This window comes from Bacteroides sp. GD17, assembly GCF_038448625.1.
Taxonomy (GTDB): Bacteria; Bacteroidota; Bacteroidia; order Bacteroidales; family Bacteroidaceae; genus Bacteroides.
Window position 1 is genome coordinate 115,148 of sequence record NZ_JBCEZS010000006.1, and the last position, 16,156, is coordinate 131,303.

15 protein-coding genes are annotated in these 16,156 nt (G+C 52.6%); 11 read left to right on the forward strand and 4 right to left on the reverse strand.

Going from position 1 to position 16,156, the window contains the following annotated elements:
• The first annotated feature begins 158 nt into the window (after positions 1-158).
• The 10 genes from AAE250_RS11310 to mtgA all read left to right on the forward strand — a co-directional run bounded on the left by AAE250_RS11310 (position 159) and on the right by mtgA (position 9,821).
• Positions 159-308 (forward strand): hypothetical protein, encoded by a 150-nt coding sequence (locus AAE250_RS11310; RefSeq protein WP_294601069.1) that lies wholly within the window; start codon positions 159-161, stop codon positions 306-308.
• A complete protein-coding gene (locus AAE250_RS11315) occupies positions 309-731 on the forward strand; it encodes a type II toxin-antitoxin system VapC family toxin (RefSeq protein ID WP_294601071.1) in 423 nt (140 codons plus the stop codon).
• A 125-nt stretch (positions 732-856) separates the two neighbouring features.
• Positions 857-2,275, forward strand: coding sequence for a polyamine ABC transporter ATP-binding protein (gene potA / locus AAE250_RS11320; RefSeq protein WP_294601073.1), 1,419 nt, complete (start codon positions 857-859; stop codon positions 2,273-2,275).
• 16 nt (positions 2,276-2,291) lie between these two features.
• On the forward strand, positions 2,292-3,065 hold the full coding sequence (locus AAE250_RS11325) for an ABC transporter permease (RefSeq protein ID WP_294601082.1): 774 nt from the start codon (positions 2,292-2,294) through the stop codon (positions 3,063-3,065).
• On the forward strand, positions 3,065-3,856 hold the full coding sequence (locus AAE250_RS11330) for an ABC transporter permease (RefSeq protein WP_294601085.1): 792 nt from the start codon (positions 3,065-3,067) through the stop codon (positions 3,854-3,856). Before AAE250_RS11325 ends, AAE250_RS11330 begins: the two co-directional genes overlap by 1 nt.
• A gap of 269 nt (positions 3,857-4,125) precedes the next feature.
• Positions 4,126-5,454: an ABC transporter substrate-binding protein gene (locus AAE250_RS11335; RefSeq protein ID WP_294601075.1), complete on the forward strand. Its 1,329-nt coding sequence runs from the start codon at positions 4,126-4,128 to the stop codon at positions 5,452-5,454.
• Between the two features lie 303 nt (positions 5,455-5,757).
• Positions 5,758-6,921 (forward strand): N-acetylglucosamine-6-phosphate deacetylase, encoded by a 1,164-nt coding sequence (nagA, locus tag AAE250_RS11340; protein WP_342288906.1) that lies wholly within the window; start codon positions 5,758-5,760, stop codon positions 6,919-6,921.
• Between the two features lie 48 nt (positions 6,922-6,969).
• Positions 6,970-8,298 carry an MATE family efflux transporter gene (locus AAE250_RS11345; RefSeq protein ID WP_342288907.1) on the forward strand — a complete coding sequence of 443 codons (1,329 nt, stop codon included), beginning with the start codon at positions 6,970-6,972 and terminating at the stop codon, positions 8,296-8,298.
• Between the two features lie 91 nt (positions 8,299-8,389).
• On the forward strand, positions 8,390-9,064 hold the full coding sequence (locus AAE250_RS11350) for an OmpA family protein (RefSeq protein ID WP_342288908.1): 675 nt from the start codon (positions 8,390-8,392) through the stop codon (positions 9,062-9,064).
• A gap of 58 nt (positions 9,065-9,122) precedes the next feature.
• Positions 9,123-9,821 carry a monofunctional biosynthetic peptidoglycan transglycosylase gene (gene mtgA / locus AAE250_RS11355; protein WP_342288909.1) on the forward strand — a complete coding sequence of 233 codons (699 nt, stop codon included), beginning with the start codon at positions 9,123-9,125 and terminating at the stop codon, positions 9,819-9,821.
• A gap of 204 nt (positions 9,822-10,025) precedes the next feature.
• On the opposite strand, the gene AAE250_RS11360 is transcribed toward mtgA, so the two are convergent.
• The 3 genes from AAE250_RS11360 to AAE250_RS11370 are packed head-to-tail and all read right to left on the reverse strand — an operon-like array spanning position 10,026 to position 13,033.
• Positions 10,026-11,174 (reverse strand): cytochrome d ubiquinol oxidase subunit II, encoded by a 1,149-nt coding sequence (locus tag AAE250_RS11360; protein WP_294603522.1) that lies wholly within the window; start codon positions 11,172-11,174, stop codon positions 10,026-10,028.
• 43 nt (positions 11,175-11,217) lie between these two features.
• Entirely contained in the window at positions 11,218-12,765 is a 1,548-nt protein-coding gene (locus AAE250_RS11365) for a cytochrome ubiquinol oxidase subunit I (RefSeq protein WP_294603523.1), read from the reverse strand.
• A 31-nt stretch (positions 12,766-12,796) separates the two neighbouring features.
• Positions 12,797-13,033, reverse strand: a complete 237-nt coding sequence (locus tag AAE250_RS11370; protein WP_294603528.1) for a DUF4492 domain-containing protein — start codon at positions 13,031-13,033, stop codon at positions 12,797-12,799.
• Positions 13,034-13,286: 253 nt separating this feature from the next.
• Here AAE250_RS11370 and AAE250_RS11375 point away from each other — a divergent pair, with 253 nt between their 5' ends.
• Positions 13,287-15,005 (forward strand): ATP-binding protein, encoded by a 1,719-nt coding sequence (locus AAE250_RS11375; RefSeq protein WP_294603531.1) that lies wholly within the window; start codon positions 13,287-13,289, stop codon positions 15,003-15,005.
• A gap of 313 nt (positions 15,006-15,318) precedes the next feature.
• Here AAE250_RS11375 and AAE250_RS11380 read toward each other — a convergent pair whose 3' ends face one another.
• Positions 15,319-16,137, reverse strand: coding sequence for a DUF4469 domain-containing protein (locus AAE250_RS11380; RefSeq protein ID WP_294603534.1), 819 nt, complete (start codon positions 16,135-16,137; stop codon positions 15,319-15,321).
• Positions 16,138-16,156 lie beyond the last annotated feature (19 nt).

A 16,156-nucleotide genomic window follows, 5' to 3' on the forward strand; every position in this document is an offset into this window, starting at 1 on the left:
TGCAATAAGTTCTAAATATCATTGTATTGATTGCAAAAGTATTACTTATTCGCGAGTTATAGATTATAAATTATAGTATATTTTGTGGCAAAAGATAGAAAACATTCCCAAGAATATATTACCTTTGTATCAGTAATGAATCTAAATGAACAAGCTTTATGAAAGAAGAAGAAAAAATAATAGAAGAAAAAGACAATGTCACAGAAAAAAAGACAAAGTCTAAAAAGAGAAAGGTGAGCAAGACGTGGGAAGCTGCGCAGAGACTGAAAGGCAGCTTAATCGTAAACGACCCTAAATTCTTACTGTAAATGCGCTATCTTATAGACACGAATATCTTTGTCTACTTGTCTACAGACATGGAGTATATAAGCAGAAACGTAGCGGCACTTATGCAAGAACCGGAAGCAGTTCTTTACATGAGTGCCGAATCTGTACGTGAACTAATCGTAGGCTATCGCAACAAAGGTTTATGCTCTAAGCGTTGGAAATCGGTAGAAGCCATGGTCGCCGCTATCGAAAATGAATACTACATTAAAATACTGCCACTAAAGAAAGAGCACATGATTACTTATGCCAAAATGGAAATCAATGAGGCACAAGGGCACAAAGACCCGTCAGACCATGTTATCATAGCCCATGCCATTACAGAACACCTACCGCTTATATCGAGCGATACCCGTTTTGAGTTTTACCGAACACAGGGACTCGACTTGATATTCAATCAGAAATAAGTTTCTTCACCGTATATCTCGGTAAATTATGATTTGAAGTTCTTTGAAAATGATTACCTTTGCCCCGCTTTTTTAAGAAGCCAGAGATTTGTTTAATTCGTTTGGATAAAGATTAAGAAACGCTTATGCAAAAGTCCGACTGCATCATCGGTGTGGAACATGTATCGAAATTCTTCGGAGATAAAGCCGTACTGAATGATGTGAATTTGTCTGTCCGCAAGGGCGAGTTTGTAACGATACTGGGACCATCCGGTTGCGGAAAGACAACACTGTTGCGCCTCATAGCAGGTTTCCAGACAGCCTCGGAAGGTGTGATTACCATTGCCGGAAAGGACATCACGCAGACACCGCCACACAAACGGCCGGTGAACACCGTATTCCAGAAGTACGCCCTCTTCCCCCACCTCAATGTATTCAACAACATTGCCTTCGGTCTGAAGCTGAAGAAGCTGCCCGGAGCCACCATTGAGAAGAAGGTGAAGCAAGCCCTGCGCATGGTAGGCATGACGGACTACGAAGACCGCGACGTGGACTCCCTCTCCGGCGGACAACAACAACGCGTAGCCATCGCCCGCGCCATCGTCAACGAGCCGGAAGTGCTGCTGCTCGACGAACCCCTTGCCGCCCTGGACCTGAAGATGCGCAAGGACATGCAGATGGAACTGAAAGAGATGCACAAGAGCCTGGGCATCACCTTCGTCTACGTCACCCACGACCAGGAAGAAGCGCTGACGCTGAGCGATACCATCGTCGTGATGAGCGAAGGAAAAATACAGCAAATCGGTACCCCGATAGACATATACAACGAACCTATCAACTCCTTTGTAGCCGACTTCATCGGCGAAAGCAACATCCTGAACGGCGTGATGGTGAAAGACAAACTCGTCAACTTCGGCGGACACGCATTCGAATGCGTGGACGAAGGTTTCGGCTGTCAGGCGCAGGTGGATGTGGTGATACGACCGGAGGACATCTATATCTTCGACCCCTCGGAAGCGGCACAGCTGCTGGGCACCGTGACCAGTTGCATCTTCAAAGGTGTGCACTACGAAATGCTGGTACAGACCCGCGAGGGTTACGAGCTGATGGTGCAGGACTACCACAGCTTTGAAGCCGGACGCGAAGTAGGTCTGCTGGTGAAACCCTTCGACATCCACGTGATGAAGAAAGAACGTACCCGCAACACTTTCGAAGGGCGTATCGTAGACGAACAGCACGTAGAATTCCTGGGCTGTACCTTCGAGTGCCGCCAGGTGCCGGCAAAGGACGATCCCCGTTACGACTGGGACCACGTCACCGTGGAAGTAGACTTCTCCGCCGTCGTCCTCGAAGACAACGAAGAAGACGGACGGCTGACGGGCGAAGTGAAATTCATCCTCTACAAAGGAAACCATTACCACCTGACGGTGTTTACCGATTGGGACGAGGACATCTTCGTCGATACCAACGACGTGTGGGACGACGGTGACCGGGTAGGTATCACTATCGCTCCCGAAAATATACGAATTGTTCAATCTCTTAATAAGGAAGGAAGTGCTCAGTAAGTTATCCCATTTCTTCATGCGCCGGCGCAACTGGACGATACCCTACGCGCTGTTTCTGCTTATCTTTGTCATAGTACCGTTGCTGCTCATCGTGGTGTATGCCTTTACCGATGCCGAAGGCACCGTGACACTGGCCAACTTCCGCAAGTTCATGATGCACCCCGAGGCGATGAATACCTTCGTCTATTCCATCGGGATAGCAGTGATAACAACACTTGTCTGCCTGCTGCTGGGCTATCCGGCCGCCTATATCCTCAGCCAGAAACAATTTAATACGTCGCAGACAATGGTGGTGCTCTTTATCTTGCCGATGTGGGTGAATATCCTGATACGCACGCTGGCCACGGTGGCGCTGTTCGACTTCCTCAGCCTGCCGCTGGGCGAAGGCGCGTTGGTCTTCGGCATGGTGTACAATTTTCTGCCGTTCATGATTTACCCCATCTACAACACGCTTCAGAAGATGGACCACAACCTGATAGAAGCCGCACAAGATTTGGGAGCCAGTCCGACGAAGGTCTTCGGCAAAGTGATACTGCCACTCTCCATGCCGGGCATCATGAGCGGCGTAGTGATGGTGTTCATGCCAACCGTCTCCACCTTTGCCATCGCCGAGCTGCTGACGATGAACAACATCAAGCTGTTCGGCACCACGGTGCAAGAGAATATATACAACGGAATGTGGAACTACGGTGCCGCCCTCTCGCTCATCATGCTGTTGCTGATAGGCATCACCATCCTCTTCACCAACGAGGAAGACGGGGCATCGAATGAAAGCGGAGGTGTGATATGATGATGACACGCGTTCTTGCCAAGGGCTATCTGTGGCTGTTGCTGGCGTTGCTCTATTCGCCCATACTGATTATCATGATATTCTCGTTCACCGAGGCCAAGGTGCTGGGCAACTGGACGGGATTCTCGACCCGTCTGTACAGCTCGCTCTTCACGGGCGGCATGCATCACTCGCTGATGAGTGCGATATGGAACACGTTTGCCATTGCGCTGATTGCGGCGACGGCCAGCACGGCACTGGGCAGCATCGCGGCCATCGGCATCTTCAACCTGAGGCAGCGCACGCGGCAGGTGATGAGTTTTGCCAATGCCATCCCGATGATGAATGCCGACATCATCACCGGTGTGTCGCTGTTTCTGCTCTTCATCAGTTGCGGCATATCGCAGGGATTTACCACGGTGGTGCTGGCGCATATCACCTTCTGCACGCCCTACGTGGTACTGAGCGTGATGCCACGGCTGAAGAAGATGAACCAGAACGTATACGAAGCGGCGCTGGACCTGGGAGCAACTCCGTTTCAGGCGCTGCGCAAGGTGATTCTGCCGGAGATACTGCCGGGCATGATAAGCGGTTTCATCCTTGCCTTCACGCTCTCCATCGACGACTTCGCGGTGACCATCTTCACCATCGGAAACGAAGGGCTGGAGACGCTCTCCACCTATATATATGCCGATGCGCGCAAGGGGGGACTGACGCCGGAACTGCGTCCGCTGTCCACGATTATCTTCGTGACGGTGCTGGTGCTGCTGATAGTGATTAACAAGCGGGCCGAGCGCAGCAAAAAAGAATAAAGAATGATGACCGCCCGTTACAAAACCCCCGCCGTGCAAAGTTGGAGCCAACCGACCGTTACAAAACCTCCGCCGCGCAAAATTGGAGCCAACCGACCGTTACAAAGCCCCCGCCGCGCAAAATTGGGGCAAATCGACCGTTACAAAACCCCCGCCGCGCAAAATTGGAGCCAACCGACCGTTACAAAACCTCCGCCGCGCAAAATTGGGGTCAACCGAACGGCTCCCCATTCCCCGGAAATCTAATTTATCGCTTTAGAACAACCATTATGAAAAGACTCATAACATTCCTCCTGCTGTGCAGCCTCTTTGCCCTCTCCTCGTGCCGCGACTCTGCCGAGGAGCGCAGCCGCGTATTGAAGATATACAACTGGGGCGACTACATCGACGAAGACGTCCTCTCCGAATTCCCCGCCTGGTACAAGGAGCAGACGGGCGAAGAGATCCGCATCGTCTACCAAGTGTTCGACATCAACGAAATCATGCTCACCAAGATAGAGCGCGGACACGAGGATTTCGACGTCGTCTGCCCCTCGGAGTACATCATCGAGCGGATGCTGAAGAAAGACCTGCTGCTGCCCATCGACCGGAACTTCGGCCGGACACCGGACTACATTCCGAACGTGTCGCCCTACATCCGGCAGGAACTGAACAAGACCTCACAGCCCGGACACACCACGACCGACTATGCCGTGCCCTACATGTGGGGCACAGCCGGCATCCTCTACAACAAGGAGTTCATCGACGAAGAAGAGGCCAGCAGCTGGTACTGTCTCTGGAACCCCAAGAACCGGGGCCGGATACTGATGAAAGACAGCTACCGCGATGCTTACGGCACCGCCATCATCTACGCCCACACCCGGCAGCTGGCCGACAGCACCCTGACCGTGGAGCAGCTGATGAACGACAACTCCTCCCGTGCCATCGCCCTGGCCGAAAAACAGTTGAAGGCGATGAAGCCCAACATTGCCGGTTGGGAGGCCGACTTTGGCAAGGAGATGATGACCAAAGGCAAGGCCTGGATGAACTTCACCTGGAGCGGCGACGCCGTGTGGGCGATAGACGAGGCCGAGGCCGTGGGCGTGGAGCTGGACTACGTCGTGCCGCGCGAAGGCAGCAACATCTGGTACGACGGCTGGGTAATCCCCCGCTATGCACGCAATGTGAAGGCGGCCAGTTACTTCATCAACTACCTCTGCCAGCCCTCCGTGGCACTGCGCAACATGGACGCCATCGGCTACGTCAGCGCCGTGGCCACGCCCGAAATCATGGAGGCGAAGACAGACACCACGCTCGACTGGCGCTACGACCTGAGCTACTTCTTCGGCCCCCTGCCCGGCGCCGACAGTTTGGCAATCAACCCGATACAATACCCCGACCGCGCCGTCGTGGAGCGCTGCGCCATGATACGCGACTTCGGCGACCGCACGGAGCTGGTGCTCGAAATGTGGAGCCGGGTGAAGGGAGATAATCTCAACACCGGGATTGTGCTGCTCATCTTTGCCGTCTTCGGCGTGCTGCTCGTCTGGCTGGTGTATGGAAAGATACGCCGGTACAGACAGAGAAAGAGACATCACCGCAGGAGGCGGAGAAGATAAATGGGAATTTTAGGGACGGAGAAGATAAATGGGAATTTAGCGGAGTATCTTAAATTCCTCCGCCTGAAAGGGGAGGTGCCCGCTTGCGGGCGGAGGGGTCTTACATAAATAGAAAGTAACTTTGTGCAAGTCCCTTCGGATGTGAAACCCCTCCGCCCTACGGGCACCTCCCCTTTCAGGCGGAGGAGTTTGAGATACACTTGTTATCGCGCGCGCTAAATTATCATTTATCTTTTCCTTTTCTCGCCGGAAGTCCGTAATTTTGCCCCCCAAATACTAACCTTTAAATGATAGAAAAAAACAATGCTGACTCAAATTATCAATGGCCGCATCTTCACCCCGCAAGGCTGGCTGAACGAAGGTTCCGTACTGATGCGCGACGGAAAAATCCTCGAAGTAACCAACTGTGACCTCGCCCTCATCGGCGCCCGACTCATCGACGCCAAAGGCATGTACATCGTCCCCGGTTTCGTCTGCATGCACGCCCACGGCGGCGGCGGGCACGACTTCACTGAATGCACCCCGGAGGCCTTCCGCACCGCCATCCACGCCCACCTGCGCCATGGAGCTACCAGCATCTTCCCCACCCTCTCGTCCTCGCCCTTCACCGCGCTGCATCGGGCTGCCGACATCTGCCAACAGCTGATGGACGAACCCGGCAGCCCCGTCCTCGGCCTGCACATCGAAGGCCCCTACCTCAACTCAAAGATGGCAGGCAGCCAATTCGCCGCCCAAGTGAAAGAGATTGACGAAGCCGAGTATCGCGAACTTGTAGAAAGCACCCGCTGCATCCGCCGCTGGGACGCCTCGCCCGAACTCGAGGGGGCGCTCGACATGGCCCGCTACCTGCGCAGCCGAGGCATCCTCGTCGCCGCCTCACACACCGAAGCCGAGTACGACGGCATCAAGGCAGCCTACGAAGCCGGATTCACCCACGCCGCCCACTTCTACAACGCCATGCCGGGCTTCCACAAACGCCGCGAATACAAGTACGAAGGCACCGTGGAGAGCGTCTACCTGACCGACGGAATGACCATCGAACTCATTGCCGACGGCATCCACCTGCCCGCCACCATCCTCCGCCTGGCCTACAAGCTGAAGGGTGTGGAGCACACCTGCCTCGTCACCGACGCCCTCTCCTGCGCCGCCACTGATGGCAACAGCATCAGCGACCCGCGCTACATCATCGAGAACGGCGTCTGCAAGCTGGCCGACCGCTCAGCACTAGCCGGCAGCATCGCCACCACCGATACCTTGGTACGCACCACCGTGCAGGCCGGCATCCCCCTGGGCGACGCCCTACGCATGGCTTCCGAGACGCCCGCCCGCATCATGGGCGTGTACGACCGCAAAGGCTCACTGCAAAAAGACAAGGATGCCGACGTCCTGATCCTGGACAAGGAACTGAACATCCGCGCCGTATGGCAAGCCGGCCGACTGGTGGAAGAAACGAATACACTGTTTTAAGAGTTATGAGCGATAAGTTATAAGTTATTGAGTTATGAGTGATAAGTTATGCAGGGAACACGGACGCTGACACAAGGACCTATCAATCGCCAACTTTTCAGTCTGGCGATGCCCATCATGGCCACCTCCTTCATCCAGATGGCGTACAGCCTGACGGATATGGCCTGGGTGGGAAGGCTGGGCAGTGAGTCCGTGGCCGCAGTCGGTGCGGTGGGCATGCTTACGTGGATGTCCGGTTCCATTGCGCTACTCAATAAGGTGGGGGCCGAAGTCAGCGTAGGACAGTCCATCGGGGCACGCAGCGAGACGGATGCACGCAGCTTCGCCTCGCACAACATTACCATCGCCCTGCTCATTGCCCTATGCCTGGGCAGCCTGCTGTTCATCTTCGCCACTCCCATCCTGCGCCTCTTCGAGTTAAAGGAACATATCACAGAGAATGCTGTCAGCTACCTGCGCATCGTGTCCACAGGATTGCCGTTCGTTTTCCTCTCCGCTGCCTTCACGGGCATCTACAACGCGGCGGGACGCAGCAAGACTCCCTTCTACATCAGCGGCACAGGGCTGATTATGAATATCATCCTCGACCCTCTGTTCATCTTCGGCTTCGGCTGGGGCACGATGGGTGCGGCGCTTGCCACCTGGATGTCCGAAGCGCTCGTCTTCTCCATCTTCATCTATAAGCTCCGCCGGAAAGACGACCTGCTCGGAGGATTTTCCTTCCTCGTCCGCCTGAAGAAGAAGTACACCCGGCGCATCATCAAGCTCGGTCTGCCCGTGGCTGCGCTCAACACGCTTTTCTCCTTCGTCAACATGTTCCTCTCGCGCACCGCCTCGGAACAGGGCGGTCACATCGGACTGATGGCGTTCACCACCGGCGGACAAATCGAAGCCATCACCTGGAACACCTCGCAAGGCTTCTCCACCGCCCTAAGTACATTCATCGCCCAAAACTACGCCGCCGGACAGAAGGCCCGCGTGCGCCAAGCCTGGCACACCACGCTCTGGATGACGGGCATCTTCGGTACCCTCTGCTCCCTGCTCTTCATCCTCTTCGGCAACGAGGTCTTCTCCATCTTCGTGCCCGAAGCCGAAGCCTACCGCGTGGGTGGCGACTACCTGCGCATCGACGGCTATTCGCAGATATTCATGATGATGGAAATCACTATGCAGGGCGTCTTCTATGGCGTAGGACGGACAGTGCCTCCCGCCATCGTCAGCATCACGTGCAACTATATGCGCATACCGGTGGCGCTGCTGCTGGTACACATGGGCATGGGTGTAGATGCCATCTGGTGGGCGGTCTGCGGCACAACGGTTGCCAAGGGGATCATCCTCACCACTTGGTTCGTCATTATCAAAAGGAAAATTCTCTAAAAAAAACACAACAAAGAACTTTGTAGCGGACAAATCCGTTATTATATACATAAATTTGCAATAATAAAGCCAATTAATAAATTAAACGAGTATGAAGAAAATGAAAATTACAGCACTGCTATTGTGCAGTGTTATACTACTGGGTAGTTGTGGTACGATGAATAATACTACCAAAGGCGGAGTGATCGGCGGAGGTTCCGGCGCAGCAGCAGGAGCCATCATCGGCGGACTGATAGGTAAAGGAAAAGGTGCTGCCATCGGTGCGGCGGTAGGTGCTGCCGTAGGTACGGGTACCGGTGTTGCCATCGGTCATAAGATGGACAAGAAGGCTGCCGAGGCTGCCAAGATTGAAGGTGCTCAGGTGGAGCAAGTGACGGATGCCAACGGTCTGCCGGCAGTAAAGGTGTCGTTTGCGGCAGGTATCTTGTTCGGTTTCAACTCTGCAGCGCTGAGCAACGAGGCAAAGTCTTCTTTGCGTGAGCTTGCCCAGATATTGAAGGATGACCCCACGACAGATATCGCCATCATCGGCCATACTGACAAGGTAGGTACTTACGAAGCCAACATGAAGGTGTCCAAGAACCGCGCCTATTCCGTAGAAAACTATTTGCAGGATTGCGGCGTGTCTCCATCACAGTTCAAGAAAGTGGAAGGCGTAGGATATACGGAGTATGACGACAGCATGTCGGCCGATCAGAACCGTCGCGTAGATATCTATATGTATGCCAGCGAGCAGATGATTAAGAATGCTGAAGCGGCAAACTAGTTTAGTTGACGAGCTACAAGCTACGAGTGACAAGCTTGTAGCTCAATATATCCCAACGATGAAACTCCCCAAACCTCTGCGTTTCCTTCGCAACCTGATACTCTTCTTTTTCATTTCCACTATCCTGGCGGTAGTGGTTTATCGTTTTGTACCGGTATACATCACTCCGTTAATGGTGATCCGTAGTGTTCAGCAAGTATTCAAGGGAGAAAGCCCGCGCTGGCATCACACGTGGGTTCCTTTCGACAAGATATCCCCTCACCTACCTATGGCGGTCATCGCTTCGGAAGATAACCGCTTTGCCGAGCACAACGGCTTCGACTTCATCGAAATAGAAAAAGCCATCAAGGAGAACGAAACCCGAAAACGCAAACGAGGTGCCAGCACCATCAGCCAGCAGACAGCCAAGAATGTATTTCTGTGGCCGCAATCATCCTGGGTACGCAAGGGTTTGGAAGTCTACTTCACCGTATTGATAGAATTTTTTTGGTCGAAAGAGCGGATTATGGAAGTGTACCTCAACTCCATAGAGATGGGAAAAGGCATTTACGGGGCACAAGCCGCCGCCAAGTACAAGTTCAAAACTACCGCCGCCAAACTCTCTGCCGGACAATGTGCACTGATTGCAGCGACTTTGCCCAATCCGATACGCTTCGACTCGGCACATCCATCCAAGTATATAAAGAAGAGACAAGGGCAGATACTGAGGCTGATGAAGTTGGTGCCGAAATTCCCACCGGTAGAGAAGAAAAAATGATAATTTAGTGTCGTGTGATAACAAGTGTATCTCAAACTCCTCCGCCTGAAAGGGGAGGTGCCCGCTTGCGGGCGGAGGGGTCTTACATAAATAGAAAGTAACTTAGTGCAAGTCCCTTCGGATGTGAAACCCCTCCGCCCTACGGGCACCTCCCCTTTCAGGCGGAGGAATTTGAGATACTCCGTAAATTCCCATTTATCTAAATCAATACGTATGTCCCCCTTCTTCCATCTCCTTCACATCAATCTTCCTATTATCGATGCTGCGCCATGCATAAAAGATGTACGCCAGCACAAACGGAACAAGAATGGAAACGTATGCCATCGTCTTCAGCGTGAACTGGCTGGAGCAACTGTTGGCAAGCGTCAGGGAGCTTTGCAAATCGGTGGTAGAAGGATAATAAGCCGTATTGTTATATCCGGCTACGAGCAGTAACGCAAGCACCGTCAGCACCGTGCCCACTCCTGCAAACCAGATCCCTTTATCGAATGCAGGCTTCCACAGCGTACGAATAATTCCCCAAAGCACTGCCAGTACACCTACCAGGAACACAATCAACACTATCGGCATTTCGAGGAAATTCGTCAGATACTTGTAAGGCTCCATAAACACCTCTCCCGTCTCCGGGTTGACTGCAAAACCTTCGGCCACCAGCGTGCGGATAACGAATGCCAGGAAGAACACCAGGAACAGTCCCGTATTTCCCCACAACGCACGACGGCACCGCTTCAGCAAATCCTCTTCATTGATATTATTGATGAAATAGAGCGAACCAAGGATACGCGCCAGGAAGAATACCGCCAGTCCCAGCACTACATTCCAGGGATTGAGCAGTGCATCGAGTCCATGTCCCGCATTGCCCCACTGGCTGATGACCGGCATTGCCGCATCGGCTATATTGCCCTTATTGATGTAAAAGTCCGACCCTGTGAAAAACGTAGCCACCGCTCCACCCAGCAGCACCGGACCTACCACCCCGTTTATCACCAAAAACGTGCGATACGTCGTCTTGCCCAGCAGATTACCCGCCTTCGACTGGAACTCATAGCTCACAGCCTGCAGTACAAAGCTGAACAGGATAATCATCCACAACCAATAGGCCCCGCCAAAACTGGTGCTATAGAACAACGGGAACGAAGCAAAGAACGCCCCACCGAACGTGACGAGCGTAGTAAACGTAAACTCCCACTTCCGCCCCGTAGAGTTAATCATCATCTTCTTCTGCTCTTCCGTCTTGCCCAGGCAGAACAGCAGCGAATTACCTCCCTGCACAAACAGCAGGAATACCAGAATAGCCCCTAACAAGGAGACTACAAACCACCAATATTGTTGAAGAAAAGTATATGTGTTCATAATTGTATATATTATATAATGTGAGATTGTAAAAGGCTGATCACTATTTCTCCGGTCCTTTCTTTATCGCCTTCAGCATAATCCCCACCTCGGCTATCAGCATGATGGTGAAGAGCACGAGGAAGATGAAGAACGTTGTTTGCACGGAACTGACATCCAGTTTAGAGATGGCAGCGCTTGTAGGCAACATATCTTGTATGGCCCACGGCTGGCGGCCGCATTCTGCAACCACCCAGCCGGCCTGCCCGGCAAGATAACCCAGCGGAATGGTCAGCATAGCCACCCAATGCATCCAGCGCATCTGCGACAAATCCTTCTTATAGACCAGGAATAGCAGCACGATGAAGAAGAGAATAAAATATCCTCCCAGGATTACCATCACACGGAACATATAAAACGTAAGCGGCACGTTCGGTACCAACTCATTTACATCTTTAATATAACCGTAGCCGAAGTAAGCCACATTATCTTTCAACACTTTGGCAGCCACCTCTGCATCTGCACTGTTTCCGGCAGCCTTGGCAGCACGGTAGGCGGCAAATGCAGCAATAGCAGTCTTGCCGCGCTCTATCTTCTCTTCTGCCGAGAGGGCCGTGGTGCCGTCCTTCAACGGATAGCCGCCCTGCAGCAGATTGTTGATGCCCGGAACGAAAGCATCCACCTTGCGCTCTGCCAGTAACGAAAGCATCTTCGGAATCTCTACCCGGAAGAGGAACGGGTTGACTCCATCCTGAGGTGTCTTCTTGTCCGGATTCAGTATACCGAAAGCCACCAGCCCGGCACCTTGCTGTCCTTCATAATAGCCTTCCATAGCAGCCAACTTCATAGGCTGCTTCTGTGCCACCTGATAGCCCGAACCGTCGCCCGTCCAAGCAGACAACACGGCAGCACACAGACCTACCCACGCAGCAATCTTAATACTTGCCACGGCAAACTTCTTGTCGCGCTTCTTCCACAAATACCAGCAACTTACGCCTACCACGAACACTGCCGCCAGCACCCAGCCGGACAATATGCTATGGAAGAACTTGTTGACCGCCATCGGCGAAGTAGCCACCGCCCAGAAGTCCACCATCTCGTTACGCGCCGTATCAGGGTTGAACTCCATGCCTACCGGGTTCTGCATCCACGCATTGGCAACAAGAATCCACCAGGCCGAAATTGTAGCACCCAGCCCCGTAAGCCAGGTGGAAGCCAGATGAAAGCGCTTGCTCACCTTCTCCCAACCGAAGAACATGACTGCGATGAACGTAGCCTCCATAAAGAACGCCAAGATGCCTTCGATAGCAAGCGGTGCACCGAAGATGTCGCCCACAAACCAGCTGTAGTTACTCCAGTTCGTACCGAATTCAAACTCCAGAATCAGTCCCGTGGCCACGCCTACGGCAAAGTTGATACCGAAGATTTTCATCCAGAACTTGGCAGTACGTTTCCAGAATTCGTCGCCCGTACGGTAGTACGCTGTTTCCATGATACCCATAATAACCGCCAGTCCCAGGGTGAGCGGTACAAAAATCCAGTGATAGATAGCAGTCAAGGCAAATTGTGCTCTCGACCAGTCAATGAGGGAAGTGTCAATGTTTTCAAGCATAAGAGTAGAGTTAATTATAAGTTATGAGTTATTAATTACGAGGGGAGGCATCATCGGAAGCTCTGATAATCAGTTCCCGGCTGACGTAGTCTTCTTTGTCATCGCCCACAGCGGGGGAATTCAGGAAATTGGGGAAGAAGAAAAGACGGAGGATAAAGAACATGATGAATAGCTTCACCAAAATGATAAGCCACAAAGTACGCCCGATCGTCATACTCCGAAAGCCTTCCAAATAGAAACGCCCGATGTTTATCACAGTCTGCTTCATGCCGGCAATAATTTATAATGATTACAAATATAAAACACTTTTATATAAAGAACAAATAAAAGACGAAAAAGTTGAAGAAAGAGACACCTTCTTTTATACCCGAAGGAAGTTGCAATCCGGCAGGAAACCATTATCTTTGCCTCAAAGCGAAAATAAGCTGCACCTCAGCATAAAAAATGAACAAGTTCATTTTATTCTGCACTCGGTTTGCATTATCTTTGCAGATACGTTGTACTTTAAAAGCAATAGCCTTATGATAACAACTCTCACCATTCCCTATGCCGTGGCAAACTTCGCAGAAATGCGCGAACGCGGGTTTTACTATGTGGATAAGACTCAATTCATCCCTTCTTTAGAACATTATAACGCCCCCGTCTTCCTGCGTCCCCGCCGTTTTGGCAAGAGTCTGCTGGTGTCCACGCTGGCACATTACTACGACCGCAGCAAGGCCTCCCGCTTCGAGGAACTTTTCAGTGGCACGTACATCGGGGAAAATCCTACAGCGGAGCACAACCAATACATGGTTGTCCGCTACGACTTCTCCAAGATGGTGATGAGCGACACGATGGAAGGGCTGGAAGAGAACTTCAACATATTGAACTGCGGCCCCGTAGAAATCATGGTGGAACATAATCGTGACCTCTTCGGCGACTTCCGGTTCAGCACCCGAGGCAATGCCATACAGATGCTGGAAGAAACTCTTAGTTACGCCCAGCAACACGGCTTACCCAAAGTCTATATCCTTATCGACGAGTACGACAACTTCACCAACCAACTACTCACCGCCTACAAAGACCCGCTGTACGAGAACGTCACTACCGGCGAAAGTTTCCTGCGTACCTTCTTCAAGGTCATCAAGGCAGGCATCGGCGAAGGTTCCATCCGCACCTGCTTCTGCACCGGCGTGCTGCCCGTGACGATGGACGACCTGACCAGTGGCTACAACATAGCCGAGATCCTCACCCTGAAACCCGAATTCACCGAAATGCTGGGCTTCAACCATGACGAAGCAGCAGAATACCTGCGCTACGTCATCCGCAAATATGGCAACAACGAAGACCGCTTCGATGAGCTATGGCAACTCATCGTGAACAATTACGACGGCTACCGCTTCTTGCCCAATGCCCGCCCGCTGTTCAACTCCACTATACTGACGTATTTTTTCAAGAACTTTGCCGAGCTGAAAGGCGGCATCCCCGACGAGATGGTGGACGAGAACCTCCGCACCGACATCAATTGGATCCGTCGGCTCACCATCACGCTGGAAAATGCCCGTGGGATGCTGGACGCGCTGGTGATAGACGATGAACTTATCTACTCGCAGCCCGACCTGCGCAGCAAGTTTAACAAGCAGAAGTTTTTCGAGCCGAAGTTCTATCCCATCAGCCTCTACTACCTGGGGATGACGACGCTAAGGAATGCCTACAAGATGACACTGCCCAACCTGACCGCCCGCAGCATCTACATGGACTACTACAACGACCTGAACCAGATAAGCAGTGACGCCCGTCGCTTCGTACCCGTCTACGAACACTACGTCTACGGTGACCGACAGTTGGAACCGCTTGTCGAGAATTACTTCAAGGAATACCTCGGCCAGTTCCCTGCCCAGGTGTTCGACAAGCTGAACGAGAACTTCATCCGCTGCTCCTTCTACGAGGTGTTGAGCCGCTATCTGAGCCAGTGCTATACTTTCGCCGTAGAGCAGAACCTGCCCGGCGGACGGGCGGACCTGGTGATGAACGGCATTCCCGGTACAGCGTTTCACAACGATTGCCGCATCGTGGAATTTAAATACTTCAAAGCTAAAGAAGCTGCTGTGGTGAAAGCACTGACCGAGGCCCGAGCCGAAGACGTGGCGCAAGTGAAAGGCTATGCCGAAGGATTCGGCCGCCAATTCCCCAAGTACCGGATACGTACCTATGTGGTGTATATTGCTGCCGGAAAACAGTGCAGGGTGTACGAAGTATAAAGGAAAGGATGCCTACCCTGGTAAAGGAAAGGTGCCTTCCTCGGTAAGGGAAGGACGTATACCCTGGTAAGGGAAGGATGCCTACCCTGGTAAGGAGAAAATGTGAATGAGACTATCTCAATTCTCCTCCTCCTAGGAGGAGGAGTACCCCAACGGGGGGAGGTGGTAGGTGAAGAAAGAAACCTTTGAAAATATGATTTTTCTGTATTATGCCCTCTACCACCCCGCCCTTCGGGCACCCCTCCTCCCAAGAGGAGGGGAATGGGAGATAGTCTACATATCATTACGGCGTCATTTCGAGTGATTCCCGGTGTTATCCCAATGGATTTTCGCTTTGATCGCCGTCGGAACCGCTACCACCGCCTTGACTACCACCGCCTTGACTGCCACCGCCTGCAGGAGCAGTACCGATATAGATAGTCTTCTCTACACTGCGCGGAGACTTCAGCAGATTTTTGCCGGTACCGGCATACTGCGTAGTCAGTTTCAAGGTATACGTACCGTTGCTGAGATCGGCAGGGATGATAAAGATTACTTCCGAAGGATTGTTCTTCACAAAGAGGTCTTCCGTAATCTTGGTGACGGCGCCACTTTCCGAAGTCAGCGTGATACCTACGCTTGGATCCCCACCCACGTTCTTCAGCTTGCTGCCCTTCAAAGTGAAGGCGCGGCCTGCCGTGGCGCTGGCATCCGTGGCACGGGTCGAGGCATCCGTTACGCCGCCGATGTACATCGCTGCACCTTTCTCACCGATAATATTGACCGTGGTCTTCTTGATGGCTTCGCGCAAGTCGGCACCCATGTTGAAGTTCACCACGATGGAGTTCTTCGATGCATCCCATGCGGAACCTTCGATGACGCCGCGGAAGCTGGTACTGGCGTAGTACAGCCCGGCATTGACGGAATAACCGCTCATCAGCAGGCGCTGCACCACGCGCTTCTCCAGGTCGTGGACGTGCCGGATGGTTTCTTCGCGAAGGCCGGAGTCTTCGGCTTTCATCTCGGCGATGATACGTGCTTCATCGGCAGTGCCGATGGAGACGGGGACAAGGATCATATCTTCCTTGTTGTCAACGGTCACGGTGTTGTCCGCCAGTTGGCCGTTGATTTGATAATGGATTTCTTCTGCCATTGTCTTTAAGTTTAAATGG